The 16408-nt window shown below is 60.5% G+C and carries 14 protein-coding genes; 12 read left to right on the forward strand and 2 right to left on the reverse strand.

What is annotated here, in order from left to right; all coding sequences use genetic code 11:
- Positions 1-17: 17 nt before the first annotated feature.
- The 11 genes from merT (at position 18) to AO057_RS17760 (ending at position 11254) form a co-directional block, all read left to right on the forward strand.
- Entirely contained in the window at positions 18-389 is a 372-nt protein-coding gene (gene merT, locus AO057_RS07920) for a mercuric ion transporter MerT (protein ID WP_057675112.1), read from the forward strand.
- A gap of 18 nt (positions 390-407) precedes the next feature.
- Positions 408-692: a mercury resistance system periplasmic binding protein MerP gene (merP, locus tag AO057_RS07925; RefSeq protein WP_057677220.1), complete on the forward strand. Its 285-nt coding sequence runs from the start codon at positions 408-410 to the stop codon at positions 690-692.
- Positions 689-910 (forward strand): GDCCVxC domain-containing (seleno)protein, encoded by a 222-nt coding sequence (locus tag AO057_RS18235; RefSeq protein WP_082605461.1) that lies wholly within the window; start codon positions 689-691, stop codon positions 908-910. Before merP ends, AO057_RS18235 begins: the two co-directional genes overlap by 4 nt.
- A 256-nt stretch (positions 911-1166) precedes the next feature.
- Positions 1167-2438 (forward strand): TolC family protein, encoded by a 1272-nt coding sequence (locus AO057_RS07930; protein WP_240480751.1) that lies wholly within the window; start codon positions 1167-1169, stop codon positions 2436-2438.
- Complete coding sequence (locus tag AO057_RS07935) at positions 2435-4063, forward strand: efflux RND transporter periplasmic adaptor subunit (RefSeq protein WP_057675114.1); 1629 nt, start codon at positions 2435-2437, stop codon at positions 4061-4063. Before AO057_RS07930 ends, AO057_RS07935 begins: the two co-directional genes overlap by 4 nt.
- 11 nt (positions 4064-4074) lie before the next feature.
- A complete protein-coding gene (locus AO057_RS07940; RefSeq protein ID WP_057675115.1) occupies positions 4075-7236 on the forward strand; it encodes an efflux RND transporter permease subunit in 3162 nt (1053 codons plus the stop codon).
- A 106-nt stretch (positions 7237-7342) separates the two neighbouring features.
- Positions 7343-7660 (forward strand): heavy-metal-associated domain-containing protein, encoded by a 318-nt coding sequence (locus AO057_RS17455; protein ID WP_082605462.1) that lies wholly within the window; start codon positions 7343-7345, stop codon positions 7658-7660.
- Between the two features lie 52 nt (positions 7661-7712).
- Positions 7713-10058: a heavy metal translocating P-type ATPase gene (locus AO057_RS07945; protein ID WP_082605463.1), complete on the forward strand. Its 2346-nt coding sequence runs from the start codon at positions 7713-7715 to the stop codon at positions 10056-10058.
- Positions 10055-10543 (forward strand): hypothetical protein, encoded by a 489-nt coding sequence (locus AO057_RS07950; protein ID WP_057675117.1) that lies wholly within the window; start codon positions 10055-10057, stop codon positions 10541-10543. The genes AO057_RS07945 and AO057_RS07950 overlap by 4 nt, the downstream gene beginning before the upstream one ends.
- Position 10544: 1 nt before the next feature.
- On the forward strand, positions 10545-10787 hold the full coding sequence (locus tag AO057_RS07955) for a DUF2789 domain-containing protein (RefSeq protein ID WP_057675118.1): 243 nt from the start codon (positions 10545-10547) through the stop codon (positions 10785-10787).
- A gap of 239 nt (positions 10788-11026) precedes the next feature.
- Complete coding sequence (locus tag AO057_RS17760; protein WP_205630004.1) at positions 11027-11254, forward strand: hypothetical protein; 228 nt, start codon at positions 11027-11029, stop codon at positions 11252-11254.
- Between the two features lie 9 nt (positions 11255-11263).
- Here AO057_RS17760 and AO057_RS07960 read toward each other — a convergent pair whose 3' ends face one another.
- Both AO057_RS07960 and AO057_RS07965 read right to left on the reverse strand, forming a co-directional pair.
- Positions 11264-11932, reverse strand: coding sequence for a hypothetical protein (locus tag AO057_RS07960; protein ID WP_057675119.1), 669 nt, complete (start codon positions 11930-11932; stop codon positions 11264-11266).
- Complete coding sequence (locus AO057_RS07965) at positions 11929-15000, reverse strand: N-6 DNA methylase (protein WP_057675120.1); 3072 nt, start codon at positions 14998-15000, stop codon at positions 11929-11931. Before AO057_RS07965 ends, AO057_RS07960 begins: the two co-directional genes overlap by 4 nt.
- A gap of 124 nt (positions 15001-15124) precedes the next feature.
- On the opposite strand from AO057_RS07965, the gene AO057_RS07970 reads away from it, so the two are divergent.
- Positions 15125-16018 carry a WYL domain-containing protein gene (locus AO057_RS07970; RefSeq protein WP_057675121.1) on the forward strand — a complete coding sequence of 298 codons (894 nt, stop codon included), beginning with the start codon at positions 15125-15127 and terminating at the stop codon, positions 16016-16018.
- Positions 16019-16408 lie beyond the last annotated feature (390 nt).

Below are 16408 nucleotides of genomic sequence, written 5' to 3' on the forward strand. Positions count from 1 at the left end.
GGAGGTAAGCTTAACCCATGACAACAAACTCATCCAGTAAATCCAGATCTGCACCTGGCCTTGGGGCACTGGTGGCCGGCGGACTGGCGGCGATCCTGGCGTCGGCGTGCTGCTTGGGGCCGCTGGTTCTGCTTGCGCTCGGCATCTCCGGTGCGTGGATCAGCAACCTGACTGCGCTCGAACCCTACAGGCCTATTTTCATCAGCGCAGCGCTTGTGGCGCTGTTCATGGCCTGGCGACACATCTGGCGCCCTGCGCGGCCTTGCATACCAGGACAGGTGTGTGCTGTGCCGCAGGTCCGGCGCCTCTACAAAGTGCTGTTCGCGGTGGTGGTGGCGCTCTTGCTCACGACACTCGGTTTCCCCGCCGTTGCTCCCTGGTTCTATTAGGAGAAAAAGGTGACCCCCTTGAAGAAAACTTTTGTATTCGCTCTTGCACTGGTACTTGCCGGCCATTCCTGGGCTGCCAACAAGACCGTGACGCTTTCCGTCCCCGGCATGTATTGCGCCACATGTCCGATCACTGTCAAGAAGGCATTGAGCCGGGTGCCCGGCGTCAACAAAATCGTGGTGAACCTGGAGAAACGCCAGGCCATCGTAAGTTTCGACGATGCCAAGGCCGACGTTGAGGCCCTGACCTGGGCTACCCAGGAGGCGGGTTATCCGTCTCAACGGCTAGAGAGTGCGCAATGACCGCCTTCATACCAGATTCGACGCTGACCTGTCCGGTTTGCGGACACAGCAAACGGGAGATCATGCCTGTCGACGCCTGCCAGTGGTTCTACGAATGCGAGCAGTGCCACACCGTGCTCCAGCCCAAGCCGGGCGACTGCTGCGTCTACTGCTCATACGGCACCGTGCCTTGTCCGCCGATTCAGGAGCATGAAGAGAGTGGTGGGTGTTGCAAGTGAGGTGAGATGCGCACCGCATTGGGTCATGGGCTTATCGAGTGCAAAGCACCTCACGCCGCAGCCAAAGCCTGCCTTGCCGTTCATGTTGGATCGACACGCGTCAGCTCGTGTGTCATTCACCAATCGCCTCCAGAAAGATTACAAAAATGTAATGTAAATGTCAGGCATTTGTTGGCTCCGAACTCTGATACTGGCATTCAGTATGCGGTCGGGCTCAGGCTGATCGCGCCACAAGAATCTCGTAACGATGGTGGGTATGAAAACGAGCCTCCGGTTTTCCCTTTATGTAATCGTCTCGTGGTCGTTGTTGGGTCTCCCGGCCGCCGCGCAGGAAATTGGTCTTGGCACGACGCTTGAAGGCTTGCTGGATTACGCCCGCAAGGGCAATCCAGAGTACGCTGCCATGCGCGCCGAGGTGGACGCGTCGACCCAGCGCATCGAGTCAGCCGGGGCCCTGCCCGACCCGCGTTTCCGCGCCGAACTTCGGGACGTGACCCGCCAGGGGGACCAATCCCCCCTGCTTCTTCCAGGCCAGGTCGGCAGCACGCGATATCTCCTGATGCAGGAGTTCCCCTGGTATGGCAAGCGGGGCCTGAAGCGAAACATTGCCGAGCAGGATGTAGAGGCAGCTAGGGGGCGCAGCCAGGGAACCTGGATCGAGATTTCAAGCCGCATCAAGGCTGCCTATGCACGACTCTACCTGCTGTATCGCAGTGAAAGAATTGCGCACGAGATCATCGACTTGATGACCCGTCTTGAGAGCGTGACGCAGGCCCGCTACGCCGGTGGCCTGGCGGCCCAGCAGGACGTAATCCGGGCCCAGCTCGAACAATCTGCCTTGCGCAATGAACTGATCGCGCTGGAGGCTGAACGTCGTCAGCTACAGGCACGCCTGAATGGCTTGCTGGCCCGGCCCGCCGGAGCATCCCTGGCAGAACCGGTGGCACTGCGGCCTGTGCCGTCGCACGAACAGTTGAACCTGACAGGGCTGGAGGAGCGTGCGATAACGCGCAATCCGCAACTCAGTAGCGAGGAATCCCGCATCAGGTCTGCCCAGTTGAGCCGGGATCTCGTGCTAAAGAACCGCTACCCCGACATCACGCTGGGGGTGTCACCCATTCAGTACCAAGGAACCGTGAAGGAATGGGAACTTATGATCGAAATGAATATACCTCTGCAGCAGTCATCCCGTCGTGCTCAGGAGAGGGAATCCGAAGCCATGCTGCAGGCAGCCCAGGCGCGCAAGGAGTCTGCGACTCGGCAACTGCTGTCCGAACTTTCGGAGAACGTGGATGCGATCGATGCCGCCCGTCGTACGGAGAACCTCGTAGCGACCCAATTACTTCCCCAGTCGGAATTCACCTACCAGGCAGCTTTGGTGGGGTATGAGAACGGCAAGGTGGACTTTGCGACGCTGCTGGATGCCCAGCGGCAGATCCGCAAGGCCAGACAGAGTCAGCTGGAGTCCCAGGTAGAAGCGCAATTCCGGCTGGCTGAAATCGAACGAATCATTGGAGAAGATCTATGAGTGTCCGGTCCAAATGGCTGATCGCCGGTCTGGGCGTCAGTTTGGTGGTCCTCATTGCGCTTGAAGTCCGCTATGGCTTCCTGTACCGAGGCCACGAGCTGCAAGCGGCTGCCACAGCGAGTGGGGTGGAAACGCCGAGTGCCGAAACGTCCAAACCTGCACGCAAGCTTCTTTTCTACCGCAACCCCATGGGCTTGCCCGATACCTCTCCCGTGCCGAAGAAGGATCCCATGGGCATGGACTACATCGCCGTCTATGAGGGTGAAGATCAGGAAGACAGTTCGGGTCAGACGGGCCTGATCAGGATCAGCACGGAAAAGATCCAGAAGCTGGGTGTTCGGACCGAAGCGGCGCGTGTCCAAAAACTGGAACGCACGGTTCGCGCGGCGGGAAGAGTCGAACCCGACGAGCGCCGGATCTACACCATCTCGCCCAAGTTCGAGGGGTATGTGGAGCGCCTGCATGTGAACGTGACCGGTCAGACGGTGGCCAAGGGTCAGGTGCTCTTTGAGGTCTACAGCCCGGAACTGATCTCCGCGCAGCGCGAGTACCAGATCGCTTTGCAGGGCTTGCAGTCGACGCAAGGATCTGCGGATCAGGTGCAGTCGGGGATGCGTCGTTTGGCCGACTCCAGTCTGCAGCGTCTGCGCAACTGGGATATCTCGGAAGAACAGATCTCCGGCCTGGCGCCGTCGGGGGAAGTCCGACGCACGCTGGCATTCCGTTCCCCGGTCCAGGGCCTGGTGACAGAGAAAAAAGCCGTGCAAGGCATGCGCTTCATGCCGGGCGAAGCGCTGTACCAAGTCACAGACCTCGGCGCTGTCTGGGTAGTGGCCGATGTATTCGAACAGGACATCGGTCTCGTGAAGACCGGCGCCAAGGTCAAGGTGGCGATCAATGCCTATCCTGAAAAGGCGTTTTCGGGCATCGTCACCTATGTCTACCCCACGCTCAATCCCGAGACACGGACGATTCCCGTGCGCATTGAGCTGTCCAACCCTGGCATGCTGCTCAAGCCAGCCATGTTTGCGCAGATCGAACTTTCGGTCGGAACACGCACACAGACAGTGACGGTGCCCAATTCGGCCGTTATCGACAGCGGTACGCGGCAACTCGTGCTCGTCCAGGTCGGGGAGGGGCGCTTCGAGCCGAGGGAGGTCCGCCTAGGGCGGCGCGCCAGCAATGAGGTGGAAGTTTTGGAAGGCGTGCGCAGCGGCGAATCCGTCGTCGTCTCTGCCAACTTCCTGATTGATGCCGAGAGCAATCTCAAGGCAGCTGTGAGCGGTTTTGGTCAAGCGGGCCATGGTGCCAGTACAGACCCCGGGCAGAAGCAATCGAGCGAGATGCCGAAAGCGGCAACGACAGGTCACCGGGCGGAGGGGGCAATCGAGACCATCGATCTGAAGAGTGGCACGGTCGAAATCAGCCATGGTCCGGTTCCCAGCCTCAAATGGCCAGCCATGTCGATGGAGTTCGCTGTCGCCAATGGCGGCCTGCTGCAGGGTTACAAACCTGGCGACATGGTGGCGTTCGAGTTTGTCGAGCGTAAGCCCGGTGAGTGGGTGGTGACGGCATTGCGCCGTGCCGCACCCGCGCATGATGCAGCCGCACACAAGAGTCGCTAACGGGAAGAAAAATGCTCGCCAGAATCATCGATTGGTCGGGGCGCAACCGCTTCCTGATCCTTCTTGCCACCCTGTTCGTTGTCGCGGCCGGCATCTATGCCGTGATCCGCACACCGCTGGATGCCCTGCCTGACCTGTCCGACGTCCAGGTCATCGTCTACACCGAGTATCCGGGACAGGCCCCGCAGGTGGTCGAGGACCAGGTTACCTACCCTTTGACAACAGCCATGTTGTCGGTGCCCCGATCCAAGGTGGTGCGGGGATTCTCCTTCTTCGGTGCCTCCTTCGTTTACATCATCTTCGAGGACGGCACCGATATCTACTGGGCACGCTCGCGCGTGCTGGAGTACCTCAACTTCGCCGCCGGACGCATGCCCAAGGGCGTGACCCCGCAGATCGGGCCCGACGCGACCGGCGTGGGGTGGGTGTACCAATACGCCTTGCTGGCGAAAGACCGTAGCTTGGCCGAGTTGCGCAGCCTGCAGGATTGGTATCTTCGTTATCAGCTGACCAAGGCCCACGGGGTCTCTGAAGTAGCCTCCATCGGAGGCTTCGTCCAGACCTATCAGGTCACGGTCGACCCGGTAAAACTGCGTGCCTACGGCATCCCCTTGAGCCGGATTTCCCAGGTGATCCGCGATTCCAATCGGGACGTGGGCGGACGGGTCATTGAGATGGCCGAGACCGAGTACATGGTGCGCGGCAAGGGCTATCTGCGCGGTGTGTCGGATATCGAAAGCCTGGCGCTACGCAGCGAGAAGGGCACACCGGTTCTGGTGCGCGACGTTGCACGGGTGGAACTGGTCCCCGACGAGCGCCGCGGCCTGACCGAACTCAACGGCGAAGGCGAGGTGGTTTCCGGCATCGCCATGGCGCGTTATGGCCAGAACGCCCTGGAGGTTATTCACAATCTGAAGGAAAAGGTCGCCGAGGTCTCCTCGGGCCTGCCTGAGGGGGTCACCATCGAGGCCGTTTATGACCGCTCCGACCTGATCCACCGGGCCATCGACACCTTGAAGCGGACCCTGCTGGAGGAGTCGCTCATCGTCGCCCTGGTGTGCGTGGTGTTCCTGCTCCACGTGCGCTCGGCACTGGTGGCTATTCTGATGCTGCCCATCGGCGTCCTGATCGCCTTCATCGCCATGCGCCTGCTGGGCATGAATTCGAACCTGATGAGTCTGGGGGGGATTGCGATTGCCATCGGCGCCATGGTCGATGCCGCCATCGTGATGATCGAGAACGCGCACAAGCACTTGGAGCGCCTGCCGCCCGAGCATACGGCGGCCGAGCGTGTCGATGCGATGTTGGTTGCCTGCAAGGAGGTTGGGCCGGCCTTGTTCTTCTCGCTGCTGATCATCACAGTTTCGTTCCTGCCGGTCTTCACGCTGGAATCTCAGGAAGGTCGGTTGTTCTCGCCTTTGGCTTACACCAAGACATTCGCCATGGCCGGAGCGGCCATGCTCTCGGTGACACTGGTTCCGGTCCTGATGCTTTTCTTCATCCGCGGCAAGATCATGCCTGAGGCGAAGAACCCGGTGAACCGTTTCCTGATCTGGTTGTACCGCCCCATCATTGCCTGGGTGATGATCTGGAAAAAGACGACCATCGGTCTTGCGCTGCTGGCGCTGGGTATCACCCTTTATCCGGCGTCCAGGCTTGGATCCGAATTCATGCCGACGCTCAACGAGGGAACGCTTTTGTACATGCCGTCTTCGTTGCCCGGCATGTCCATCACCAAGGCTGCCGAACTGCTGCAGACCCAGAACAAGATCATCAAGAGCTTCCCGGAGGTTACCTCCGTATACGGCAAGGCTGGCCGCGCCAACACGGCGACCGATCCGGCCCCAACCGAGATGTTCGAGACGGTCATCAACCTCAAACCAACCTCAGAGTGGCGGGACGGCATGACGACGGACAAGCTGATCGCAGAGATGGACAAGGTGCTGCAGTTCCCTGGTGTTTCCAATGCCTGGACCATGCCGATCAAGGCGCGTATCGACATGCTCTCGACCGGCATACGCACACCGATAGGTATCAAGGTGTTCGGCAAGGATCTGGCCGAGATGGAGCGTCTGGCAAAGGAGATTGAAGCGGTCGTCAAGACGGTACCCGGCACCAGTTCGGCTTTCGCCGAGCGCATCACTGGAGGTTACTACCTGAACATCGAGCCCGATCGCCCGCAGCTGGCACGCTATGGGCTCAATGTGGGTGAGTTGCAGGAAGTCATCGGTACGGCGCTGGGCGGCGAAATGGTGACCACCACGGTCGAAGGGCGCGAGCGCTTTGGCGTCACCGTGCGCTACCCGCGTGAGTTGCGCAACGATCCGCAGCAGATCGCGACACAGGTTCTGGTGCCGACGCCGGGCGGCGCCATGGTGCCGCTGGGGCAGGTGGCGACTCTTTCGATAGCCAAGGGTGCGCCCGGTATTCGCACCGAAAATGCCTTGCTGTCCGCGTACATCTATGTGGACATCCGGGATCGGGACATCGGTGGCTATGTGGCCGATGCCAAGAAGGCCGTGGCCGAACGGATCAAATTCCCGCCGGGATATTACGCAACCTGGAGCGGCCAGTTTGAGTCCATGGAGCGGGCCATCCAGAAAATGAAGGTGGTCATCCCCGTGACGCTGGCGCTGATCTTCCTGTTGCTGTACCTGAACTTCAGGCGTCTCACTGAAACTCTGATCGTGATGCTCTCCGTTCCGTTTGCCCTGGTCGGCGGGATCTGGTTGATGTGGCTGCTGGATTACAACCTGTCGGTTGCCGTGGCTGTGGGCTTCATCGCTCTGGCCGGGGTAGCAGCAGAGACCGGAGTGGTCATGCTGATCTACCTGGATCACGCTTGGGAAGAGGTGAAGGCTCGGCGCCAAGCGGAGGGGAAGACCCCCGGGGCGGCCGACCTCTACGCGGCGGTTATGGATGGTGCCGTTGAACGGGTACGGCCCAAGATGATGACCGTGGTGGCCATCATGGCGGGTCTTTTGCCCATCATGTGGGGCAGCGGCACCGGTTCCGAGGTCATGAGCCGTATTGCCGCACCCATGGTCGGGGGCATGATTTCCTCGACCATCCTCACGCTGGCCGTCATCCCGGCCATCTATGCCCTGGTAAAGCAGTGGCAGCTACGCCACGAAATGGATGGTGTATTACCGCTGGGGGTAAAGCCAAACTGAGTCGGCGGGGGGATGATCAAGCCTCGGGAATGGCGCTTGACATGGACACGATGGGAAGGTTTATCTTGGTGTCTGCGTCAATAGAGGCGCCTAACAGGAGAAACTTATGAGTTCGATGGAACTGTCAGTAGAAGGTATGACCTGCGGCTCTTGTGCCAACGCCGTGCGCAAAGCGTTGACCCGCGTTCCTGGTGTCGGTCATGTTGACGTGGATCTCGCGCGAGGACGGGCGACGGTCGCGTTTTCAGGTGAAGGGAACCATCTGCAGGAGATGCTGGATGCGCTGACAGAAGCTGGCTACAAGGGGGAACTGGTTTCAGATTCGCCGGCATCAGTCAGCGAAGATTCGCCGAGCCCTAGCTCGGGGCGCTGCGCCAGCGCCAAAACCACGCAAGGTCAAGGTGGTTGCTGCTGCGGCCGTTGACTGAACTGCCGCTGCGCCAAGATTGTTTGAGAACAGAAGGGAAGTTGAAGCCATGGATGAACATGCTCATCACGAACACCATCATCATGATGGGGAAAAACCAGCCTCGACATCACCGACGCAGACAGCTGGTTTGAAAGACCCGGTCTGCGGCATGGCCGTCACCGCGCAGTCAGAACACCACCTCAGCCACCAGGGGCAGAGTTACTTTTTCTGCAGTGCGAAGTGCCAAGGCAAGTTCGCCGCTGATCCAGAGCGCTACGCAAGCCGGGTAGTCGCCGCACCGGTGTCAGCGCCGGCGCCCATAGGTACGATCTACACCTGTCCCATGCATCCGGAGATCCGGCAGGACCATCCGGGCTCATGCCCCAAGTGCGGCATGACCCTTGAGCCTTTGCTACCGGAGCTGGAAGAGGAGGACAACCCAGAGCTGAAAGATTTTCGGCGACGCTTCTGGTGGACGCTCCCGCTGACAGTGGTCGTGACGGTGTTGGCCATGTTCGGCCACCAGCTCAACTGGTTTGACATGGCGCGACAGAGCTGGATCGAACTGGTCCTCTCCCTGCCGATCGTGCTGTGGGCGGGCTGGCCGTTTTTTGAGCGCGGCTGGCAGTCGGTGCTCAACCGCAGTCCCAACATGTGGACTTTGATCGGCCTGGGCACCGGTGCCGCCTTTCTTTACAGCCTGGTAGCTACCATCGCGCCGGAAGTGTTCCCAGCCTCCTTCGTCGCCATGGGCCGTGTGGCCGTCTATTACGAGGCCACCGCGGTCATCATTTCGCTCACGCTGCTGGGGCAGGTGCTCGAATTGAAAGCCCGGTCCCAGACCTCGGCCGCCATCAAGTCGCTGCTGGGTTTGGCGCCCAAGACTGCACGGCGCATTCGGGCCGATGGTTCGGAAGAGGACGTGCCCTTGACCCATGTGCATGTGGGCGACCGGCTGCGTATCCGGCCCGGAGAAAAGGTGCCGGTGGACGGCGTGGTGGAGGAAGGGAGTAGCGCGGTTGACGAATCGATGCTCACTGGAGAGCCGGTGCCCGTGACAAAGCGGGTCGGCGACAAGGTGATCGGCGCCACCATGAATACCAGCGGCGCCCTGGTCATGCGCTCGGAAAAAGTCGGTTCTTCGACCATGTTGGCGCAGATTGTTCAGATGGTGGCGCAGGCCCAGCGCTCCAAGGCGCCGATGCAGCGCATGGCGGACATCGTGGCCGGGTATTTCGTACTCATGGTCGTTGCCATTGCGCTGCTGACCTTCTTTGTCTGGGGGTTCTTTGGGCCTCAACCCAGCTGGGTCTATGCGCTGATCAATTCGGTTGCCGTTCTGATCATTGCCTGTCCCTGTGCGCTCGGACTGGCGACGCCCATGTCCATCATGGTGGCTACGGGCAAGGGCGCCACCCGTGGTGTGCTGTTCCGCGACGCAGCGGCCATCGAGCACATGCGTCGGATCGACACGCTGATCATCGACAAGACTGGCACCCTGACGGAAGGTCGGCCGGCCTTCGACCGCGCGGTTGCGGCACCCGGTTTCGAGGCGGACGAAGTGTTGCGGCTGGCGGCCAGCCTGGATCAGGGCAGCGAGCACCCCTTGGCCGACGCCATCGTGCGCTCCGCCCGCGAGCGAGGGCTTGCTCTGGACAAGCCGGATCAGTTCGAATCCGGATCCGGCATAGGCGTGCGCGGACTCGTTGGTGGACAGCAGCTGGCGCTGGGGAATACCACCCTGATGCAGCAATTGGACGTATCTGTCGATTCCCTGGTTCCCCAAGCTGAAGCGCTTCGGGCAGAGGGCGCAAGCGTCATGCATCTCGCAGTTGATGGCCGCCTGGCCGGTCTGCTGGCTGTCTCCGATCCCATCAAGGCCAGCACGCCTGAGGCACTGGCGACGCTGAAGGCCGCCGGCATGCGCATCGTGATGGCCACCGGCGATGGCCTGACGACCGCCAAGGCGGTTGGTGCCCGCCTGGGGATATACGAGGTGCATGGTGAAGTCAAGCCGGCTGACAAACTCATCCTCGTGGAGAAGCTGCAACGTGAAGGCCGAGTCGTCGCCATGGCGGGCGACGGTATCAACGACGCGCCAGCACTGGCGAAGGCGGATGTCGGCATTGCCATGGGCACCGGCACCGATGTGGCGATGAACAGCGCGCAGATCACGCTGGTCAAGGGCGATCTGCGCGGGATTGCGGTGGCACGTACCTTGTCGGAAGACACCGTGCGCAACATGAAGCAGAACCTCATGTTTGCCTTCCTGTACAACGCGTTGGGTATTCCGGTGGCCGCCGGCGTCTTATATCCAGTGACCGGATGGCTGCTTTCCCCCCTGATTGCCGCACTGGCCATGAGCTTCAGTTCGGCGTCGGTGATCGGTAATGCATTGCGTCTACGGCGATGAGTCAACAGCGAGAGAGACATGCCGAGGCTGTGGCGCTGATCCATGCAGCGCCGGAGCAGATCTTTGCCAGTCTGGACGACCAATGCCGACTCGCGGTGCACATGACCAAAGCGTCGTGGATGACCTTGGGCTCGAAATTCAGTTTCGAGCTCGATGAGTCCCAGGGGCATCGTGTCGGCTCGGTTGTCCGCATGAACGGGCGTATCGCCGGCATTGAGCTCGGGCTGGACGAGATCGTGAATGAATATGAGCCACCCTTACGCAAGGCGTGGGCCACGCTCGGCGAGCCGCGCTTGCTTGTCATTGGAGCCTATCGCATGGGATTCAACCTGGCAGCAGAAGGTCAAGGTGCGCGCCTGCAAGTCTGGATTGATTACCAACTGCCCAGCCGGGCGGCCCTGAGATGGCTGGGATGGCTCCTGGGCCCCGTCTACGCAAGTTGGTGTGTACGCGAAATGGTTGAAGACGCAAGAAGAGGTTTTTGAAATGGATGCTTTCTATCACCGATTCTCTGAGCTTTTTGCCCAGATTGGCCTCTCGCGCGAGCCAGCCGATATCCGCGCATTTATCGAGAAGAATTCACCGCTGTCTGCCGAGGTGCGATTAGAGGACGCGCCGTTTTGGAGTGCTGCGCAAGCCACCCTTCTTCGGGAAAAGCTTCAAGACGATGCTGATTGGTCAGAGGTTGTCGATCAACTCAATGCCGCACTCCGTGCGATGCACAATTAACGGCATTAGCAAGTATGCGTCATGTATTGGCGCCGTGACAGCACGAGCAGCGAGTAATGCGCTAAATCGGGTTGAAACGGAACTGGACACGAAGCGAATGCCGCCAGCTTGAAGTCGCTGTTCGACCGACAAGGAGCCGCTGGGTCGCTCGATGCTGAATCGATTTCGACGGCTATGACTATTTCCGCCAGCGGTACTGGGACGGGAGCGCACCATCTAACTACTTCACTGACCCGAGGATGATGGCCGCCTTTGCCGCTGAAGTGCTGCCGCTGTTGAGTACGGCTGCCAGCAGCCTACGGCACGGTCGTCGCCTGTTTGCTCATCGTCTTGCGGGACAGGAAAAACCATGTTCCATGGCAACAAGTGGCCGCACCACCTGGAATGTCAGCAGCTCAATTTCGATCACGAAACCCAGCGCTATCGCGCTGAACGACGCCAGAAAAAGCATCTCGGCGTGTGCTTGACGGCTTTCGTCAGGACGGAAAATCAAGGAAGAGGTGGCAGATTCGCACATACCCGACGGGTGGCTGCTTGTCGGTCGGCCTCAGGTGCTCCGTGTCGAAATGGGCTTCGTGGAAGCCTTGCGACGGCTCGATGATCCGTGCGGCGCTGCGCCAGTTCAACTTCTCGCAGCGATTGGAGGCTAAAGTCGCTTTCAGCGTGTTGACGCAAGCAGCTTTTGGCGAGATCACGATGCCGGCCATCAGCACCACCGGCTGCTTGATCGCGTAGTCGCCGTCGATGAAGCGCCCCATGCCGTCGGCGCCCCAGTACTTCGTCAATGTCCGAGGGTTGTTGCCGTCAATCTTCTTGAACTCGTAAACGAGCTTCAACGTCGGCGTCGAACGGTTGGAGAAGTACTCGATGTCGGTGCGGTAGCTGGTGATTCGCTTGCCAGCCGCTGCGTCGATCTTGCCGAATGGGTTCTCTTGGCCCCAACGCCCCGTCAGGCGCCCAGTGGCTTCGGAAATGTCCTTCAGATGCTCGCAGAGGAGGTCCGTGAGCTTAGGTTCGGACAGCGAGGACCTGAAGGCGGTACCGGCCGAACTGGTGAGCTGCGCCCAGGCTTCGACAAGCAGTTTGGTGGCGATAGCTGATTCGTCTGTGGGGAATACGCCTCCCCAACTCAGCCCGCCGCTCATGCCGCCTCCGCCCGCGGTATTTCCCCAACGCCACGGGCGGTCTGCACGATCCGCTGGGCGTCCTGCAGCGCACTGCGGCGCAACCACGCTCGGCGCTGCATCGGTTTGATGATGTAGGCCGACGAATCGACCAGCAGCACGACATCGGCGGCCAGGAAAATGTTGGAAGTCACTCGCATGGGGAGGAGTTGGCGGTCCTGAAGCATCCGGATGGTCGCTTGGACGGCTTTGTCTGCCTCAACAGCGGGAGCGGCTTTCGCGTTGCCAGCTGCAGCGACCAGGTTCACACGCACGACGGCAAAGCGGCCCTGGCCGGCTGTGGCAGCCTGCACGGTGACCTCAAAGTCGCCCCGTCCGGACGTCGCGTCACGCCAGGCCACCAATTCGGCGCGCAAGGCCTCCGCGTAGTCGGACAACTTGTCCAGCGGCGCGTCCAACTGCAGCTCAGTGCGCAGCGTGCTGAACCCGCGCGGCTGGATGGACGGAATGACGTCGCGAACCACTTCCTGCACGAGCAGCGTCTCGCTCTGGCTCAGGCCGAAGTACTGGAAGATCAGCTTTTGCAGCTTCCGGCGCAACTGCTGATATCGACGGTCCTGCTCGAACACATCGCAGCCTTGAACGTCCGCAACGGCCTGCGCCGCCTCCGCCACGATTGCGCGCGCCTTCTCTGGATTGGGATGCCGCGCAGGCGGCATGAAGGGCAGGCTCTTGATGTCCTTCAGGGTTATGCGATCTTGCGCGACCAGCACCGAGTACTGGCTCATGACTACAAAGTACCGCACTAGGTCGGACCGTAGATAGACCGCCAAGAATTTCAGTAAATCCGCATCTTCCTCGGGGCCGCTAACGACGCCAACGCTGCTGGTGAAGGACGCGCTGGCCGAGATGAAATGCGCGCGCACTTCCAAGCCCGGCGACGGGCCATCAGGAAAGACGACGCGGGGACCACTGAACACCGCAAGTAGCTCTTTGTCTAGGCCGACGACCTTCTTCTGCTCGCGCGGGAAGTTGTCGAGCAGACCCTCGTCGACAAAGGGAAGTGATCCCTGGACGATCTTCACCGGGATGTGCGGCATCGCGTGAAGCTTGGTGGCACTCTGCAGAGGGCGGGATGCGTCGTTGAGATGGACACCTTTGCGGATTTGCCAGGACCCGAAACGGCCATTCGCCATGTCATCCAGCCGGCCGTGCAGGCGCAAACGGGCACAAAGTGCGATGTCGACCGGCCCGCCCCACGACAGGGTGGTCAGCGCCTGGTTACTGGAGACGATGCGTTGGGTCTGTACCCATTGCCTGTCCTCTCCTCGCAAGGTCAACCTTCCCATGGCCAGGCTGGTGTCAGCCTTGGGCACCCAATACTCGAACTGCTCGGCCACGGGGACGAACTGCTGATTCCTTGCTCGCGGTGTAGCCAGTGCCACCACGCAGGCGTGGTGAGCGCGATCGAACAAGAGATCGCGTAGGTCACCGAAGTTGATCAGCCGGTGCAGCTTGACCTTCCTGAGCCACTCGGAAACAAAGCGCTGGCTGGTCGGCGCGAGAAATAAGCTCACCGGGAGGATCAGACACAGCCGACCGGTCGATTCAACGCAGTCCAGCGCGCGGTGCGCAAAGGCGGCTGCCATCTGACGGCGCACGACCGCGCCGCCCTGGCTCTCGGTCCAAGTGTCCGCCGACGATTGTGCCCCCTTCTTTGGCTCCTTCCAGGGTGGGTTGCAGATGAAAACCGTGAACGACGGCTTGGACACCAGCTTGTTCTTGGTATCGAAGAAGTCGCCCGCTGCGCCACTGAAAAGGTTCTCTCCCCGCAGCTTGGGCAGCTTGACGCCCTCGCCGCGTTCCAGCTGAGCCAGGTCGGCTGGCTGAAGGCGCTCGAGCAGCGACAAGTACAGACTGAACGCCGTCATCTGGCAGGCGGCCTTGCTCACGTCGCTGCCAAAGATACATGACTTGAGCAGTGTAATTCGATCAGCTAGGGGTAACAGTTGTCCGCGCTGCGCCTCCACGTGGGTGAGGATCCGCCTGAAGGCAGTCGTCAACAGGATGCCCGAACCACATGCGCCGTCATATATGCGCTGGGCGCCGAGATCCTCGCAATTGCCGAGCGCCTGGTCGATGACCAAGTTGGCCAGGTTCCGCGGCGTGTAGAAGGCGCCGAGCTCGTCCTGTTCATCGCGAAGGAACGACTCGTAGATGCCCGAGATCAGCTCGACTGGAAGGAAGCTGAAGTCGTAGCCCCACAGGCGCCGCTGTCCGCTGGACATGTCCTCGCCAGACAGGAAGCGCTGGGCCACGGCATAGCCACTAGGTTGCAGGTTTTTCCAGACGGGGTCCTCGCCCGCGCTGGGCTCCAAGAAGTCACCGTTGAAGTCCGACTTCAGCTGCTTGAGAAGGCGCAGGATGCCGACACTATCTTGCTGCGTCACTAGATCGCCCATCCGCGCCACCTTGCGCTCGCGCCGGTACACGTCGGTGACGATGCCTCTTTCCTCAAGGTAGGACACGAACAACAGCTGTCCCACGAGTTGCTGGGCCTGCTCATCGGAGAGGCCTGCGACTTTGGTGAGCTGACGTACTGCCTCGTTCAAGTTGCGAAGCAGGTAGGAGTCCACACGCTCTTCATGCCGGAACCAGTCGGCGTGCCGGGCGTAGAGATCGCCCGACTGGACATCCGCGGCACTGAAGAGTCCGTGAGAAGACGCAGCTGACTGCTGCACCGGCGTCCCCACGTTTGCACGCCTGGAGACTGGCACCGGGGTAACTGTGCTCCCGCTCAGTACCAGGATGATGCTGACGAGATTCTGGTTCCAGATCCTGCGACGGATGTCATTGAGCCGCTGCGCATCACTGAGCAGGCCATCGTCGTGAAAGAAGCAGACCGTGGGAACGCCTTCGACGTCGAAGACCGCATGCGCTCGGATCGGCCCAGCCGGATCCAAGAGCACGTCCAGTTCCGGCCCGTAACGATGCTGGCCCTTTAGGCCGTCCGCTGCTCTATGCAGGAACACAGAACCGCTGTCGTAGCCCAACCTTTCCAGCCACTGATCACTGTCGTGCGCGGTCATAAATGTGGAGGAAGCTGTGCGTTGATGGTGGTTTGCGGATACGATTGTAACACTACTCATTTTGATGACGACAATCAATATAATAGTAGCATCTATTATGATGATAAGTTGTAAAATGGGAACTATGGAAGTCTTTGCCGACGTCGCGTTCGCTCAGCGTCAACGGCTCCACTTCATCGAGACGCTCGCGTTGTGGGACGGCACAGTGCAGCGTGAGCGCGTGTCCGCGTCATTCGGAGTAGCGCCGACGCAAGTCACGCGCGACTTCACCACTTACCGGGACCGGTGTCCTGACAATCTCACATACAACAACCGCCTGAAGATCTATCAGCCGACGGCGCAATTTCAGCCAGTGCTAGCCACTGGTGATCCGGAGGAGTACCTGGCGCTCCTCAAAGCCGGTATCCAAGCCAAGACGGTCAAGCAACTTCCCAGTCTCGGCCTGCACCCTGATCTTGCCCGACACGCATCGCTTCCGGTTCCTCGAGCGCGGGTGCTGCCTGAGGTGCTCAGGCAGTTACTGTTCGCCATTCAGCGCGCCCACGGTCTGGAGGTGGTCTACCTCTCGATGGAAACCGCCAAGCCGAGGCCCCGAATCCTTTGGCCGCATGCACTGTTCTTCAGCAGCGAGTGGTGGTACGTGCGTGCCTATGACTCCAAGCACATGGCCTTCCGCGACTTTGCCTTGCACCGCTTCGACGAAACACGCGCACACCATGCCATCAGTCCGGCGACTGCGGATGACGACAAGGAGTGGAACTCGACGGTGGAAGTCATTGTGGTGCCGGATGCACGGTTGATGGCTGCGCAGCAAAGCCTTGTCGCCCGTGATTTCGGCATGGCTAGAGATGCCCAGGGCTGGGCGTGGAAGGCTCAGATCAAGAAGTGTCTGGTGGGCTACTTCGCCGCGCAGTACTGGCTGGACGTTCAACTGAACCGACCGCGACGGACACGGGTGTCGTTGCGAAATCGCAGCGACTTGGAGCGCTATTTCTTTCGGGCAGGGGCAGGTGATTAACCAGATCGGCTCGGTCATGCAAGTCACGACGGTGCTATGGCTGCGCTGAAGAGGCTGACTCACACAAGGTCACCCCTTGCTGTTATCGACTTCTGCCATGAATCGGCGGCGTGATTTCGCCGAGTTGAGTATTAGACATTCCGCATACCGACAACGCCGGCGTGCGTAAGTTGCAGCCGGCAATGTCCGTGGCCTATCGCAGACCGGGCATAGACCGCAGCAGCGCACGGGCTGTTCAATGACAGCAAGGCAGCCAATACTGGAATTCGCGCGGCTACGACAGGCAGCACCCGCTGCTGAGCCGACATGAGTTATGCAGAGGTGGAAGTCCGCAACGGGGGTCGATGGCCGACGTTCCCTAAATGCCTCCCTTGGCTAGATTCCGCCTAG

The organism is Curvibacter sp. PAE-UM, from assembly GCF_001432305.1.
Taxonomy (GTDB): Bacteria; Pseudomonadota; Gammaproteobacteria; order Burkholderiales; family Burkholderiaceae_C; genus Hylemonella.